Below are 3,081 nucleotides of genomic sequence, written 5' to 3'. Positions count from 1 at the left end.
CCCGCTCATGTACCTCTACCGCCGCCACCTGACAGACGGCGGCGGCGCCGGCAAGTTCGCCGGCGGCGTGGGCGTGGAAGCCACCGTGAAGCTTCACGACGCGCCGGAGGAGAAGATCCGCGGCGTGGCCTTCGGCGTGGCAGGCCTGAGGAACTCCGGCGTCGGCATGTTCGGCGGCTACCCCGGCGCTCCCAGCCTGCTGGTGCTGCTCGAAGGGACGCGTGTCAATGAGTTGCTGGCCGCCCACCGGTGCATCGACGACCTCCCCGCGCTGGAAGGCGAGCGGCGGTTGCTGCCCTACTGCGAATTCGACATCGGCAAGGACGACGTGCTCTATCTCCGGCTGGGCAGCGGCGGCGGCTACGGCGACCCGTTGGACCGGGAACCGGAGGCGGTGGCCGAGAGCCTGTTGAACGGCCGCATCTCCCGGGCTACCGCCGAGGAGACCTACGGTGTCGCGATGGAGGATGGGACCTCCACGGTCGACGAGGCCGCCACCCGGGAGTTGCGCGCGCGGCTACGTGAGCGGAGGTTGACGGAAGACTGACCACAGCCTGGAGGAAACATGACCGAAATAACCGGCCCCAACCGGCCCCAACCGAAACCTGTCTCACTCGACCCGGCCAAGACCGCCGTGGTGGTGTTGGACCTGAACGCCCGGTGCCACGACCCCGAGGAGGTCTGCTCGCAGTTGATGGAGCCGCTGGGCGGATTCCTGGAGCGGGTCCGGGAGGCCTCCGTCCCCGTGGTGTTCACCATCTCGTTGCAGTTCAAGGGCACGCCCCTGGGCGACGCCGCGGTGCCCCTCAAGCGCCGGGACACCGAGCCCGTGCTCTATCCCGACGCCTTCGACAAGTTCGCCGGTGGCGAGCTTCAGGCCATTCTGAGCGGCGCCGGCACCGAGAACCTCATCGTCGTCGGCAGCCTGACCAACGTCGCGGTGCTCTACACCTCCACCGCCGCCGCCCGGGTCCACCGCTACAACGTCATCATCCCGCTGGACGGCGTCAACGCCAAGAGCACCTACGAGCACGAGTACGCCATCCACCAGCTCGGCATCCTTCCCGCCGGCGCCGGCGACCTCATGCGGTTCACCAAGCTCGACATGATCGAGTTCGCGTAATCCTCGATCAACCCTTGGCTGAAACGTAGTCGGGTGGATATTATGCAACAGAAATGCATAATATCCACCTATGGTAGCAGAAGACTACATCGAGAGATCGCTGGAGCCGGTCGTGACGCGAGCGGCGCGGGAGTTCCCGGCCGTGGTGGTGAGCGGACCACGCCAGTCCGGGAAGACCACGCTGCTGACACGGCTCTTCGGCAACAGCCACGGGTATGTTTCCCTGGATCTGCCGGACGTGCGCGCTGCCGCCGCCGCCGACCCTCGCGGGTTTCTCAAACAATACCCGCCGCCGGTCATCCTCGACGAGTTGCAGTCCGCTCCCGGGTTGTTGCCGTACATCAAGGAAGTCATCGACACGAACCGGCGCCGGAACGGGCAGTTCCTGCTCACCGGGTCCCAGAACCTTCTGCTTACGGAGCAGGTGACCGAGTCTTTGGCCGGCCGCGTGGCGATGTTGCGGCTGCTGCCCCTCGCCAGCCGGGAGGTAGAGGGAACACCGCAGCGGCCACTCCCGTGGGAAGCGCGTGATTTGTTGCACGCATCCGGCGGCTCCTCGTTCGGCGGCCTCTGGAAGGGTTTCCTGCGGGGCGGCTATCCTGAGCCGGTGACGCAGCCGGAACGGGACCTGGCGTTGTGGCATGCCAGCTACATCCAGACCTACCTGGAACGAGACGTACGCAGCATCAGGCAGGTCGGGGACCTGACCCAGTTCCAGAATATGCTCCGGGTGCTGGCGGCGCGCAGCGGCCAATTGTTGAATCTGGGGGATGTCGCGCGCGACCTCGGCGTTGCATTGAATACCGTCAAGGCATGGTTGTCGGTGCTTGAGGCTACCTGCCAGGTGCTGGTGCTGCGCCCTTACTACGCCAATATCGGCAAGCGCCTGGTCAAGACACCCAAGGTGTATTTCACCGACGTGGGGACGCTGTGTTACCTGGTCGGACTCCGGGACCCTGAACACGCGGCATCCGGCCCTCTGGGGGGCGCCATCATGGAAACCGCCGTCGTTGGTGAAATCGTGAAGACGCTAACCCACCGGGGCGTGGATCCGCGGATTTTTTTCTGGCGCACCACTGCCGGCGCGGAGGTCGACATCGTCGTGGAGACTCAGGGTAGGCTGGTGCCCATCGAGGTGAAGCTTTCCGCCACGCCGCACCCAGCCATGACCGGCCCGATCCGCAGGTTCCAGAAAGACTTCGGAGAGCGTGCCATGCCGGGATACGTGGTGCATCCCGGCGACGTGCGGCTGCCCCTCGGGGAAGGAGTGACCGCGCTGCCCTTGGCCGAGCTATGAAGTTCGCTGGAGGCGTCTACACCGTGCTCTGCAGCCGGAGGTTGCCGTGGTCGTCCACGGTCAGGTCGAAGGCGGGATACACGACGGTCGTGGAACTGTACTCCTCGATGATGGCCGGGCCCGGGATGCGGCAGCCGGCGCCCAGGTCTTCGCGGCGGTAGACGGGCGCCGGCACCGGCGCGGTCCCGCCCGGGAAGAGCGCGTCCCGTTGCCCCTGGGGCCGCGCGGGGCCGTCGGCGGGGGCTTCGACGGCAAAGGTCATCTTGGGCAGCCGGCCGGTGCAGCGTACCCGGTAGTTGACGATCTCCATGGACTCCTCCTCCGCGGTGTGGCCGTAGAGCCGCCCGTGGGCCTCGTGGAAGAGCCGGGAGAGAATTTCCTTGCGAGTGTCCCCGGCGGGCACGGTGACCTCATAGGACTGGCCGGGATAGCGCATGTCCAGGAAATCCTCGGTGTCGATGCGGTCCGGGGTCACGCCCTGTTCCTGGAGCTCACGCACGCCCTTGTCCCGGAGCTCGTCCAGCGCTTCCCGGATGGCCTCCGGCGGGGTTTCGTCCAGCGGGCCGATGCGGGTGAGGGAGTAGCTGCGGATCAGGTCGGTGAGCAGCATCCCGGCGGCGCAGAAGTTGCCCGGATCGCGCGGGATGCAGATCTCGGGGAT

4 protein-coding genes are annotated in these 3,081 nt (G+C 66.7%); 3 read left to right on the top strand and 1 reads right to left on the bottom strand.

Annotation, left to right across the window (positions count from 1 at the left end):
* The 3 genes from OXF11_12630 to OXF11_12620 all read left to right on the top strand — a co-directional run.
* Positions 1 to 547: hydantoinase B/oxoprolinase family protein (locus tag OXF11_12630; protein ID MCY4487941.1), on the top strand; the 547-nt coding region annotated here is incomplete at its 5' end.
* An 18-nt stretch (positions 548 to 565) separates the two neighbouring features.
* Entirely contained in the window at positions 566 to 1,123 is a 558-nt protein-coding gene (locus OXF11_12625; protein ID MCY4487940.1) for an isochorismatase family protein, read from the top strand.
* 70 nt (positions 1,124 to 1,193) lie between these two features.
* A complete protein-coding gene (locus tag OXF11_12620) occupies positions 1,194 to 2,420 on the top strand; it encodes an ATP-binding protein (protein MCY4487939.1) in 1,227 nt (408 codons plus the stop codon).
* A gap of 16 nt (positions 2,421 to 2,436) precedes the next feature.
* Here OXF11_12620 and OXF11_12615 read toward each other — a convergent pair.
* Positions 2,437 to 3,081: hydantoinase/oxoprolinase family protein (locus tag OXF11_12615; GenBank protein ID MCY4487938.1), on the bottom strand; the 645-nt coding region annotated here is incomplete at its 5' end.

Source organism: Deltaproteobacteria bacterium, from assembly GCA_026712905.1.
GTDB lineage: Bacteria > Desulfobacterota > Binatia > UBA9968 > JAJDTQ01 > JAJDTQ01.
The sequence above is the reverse complement of the archived record's forward strand: the minus strand, read 5'-3'. Positions and strand labels throughout refer to the sequence as shown.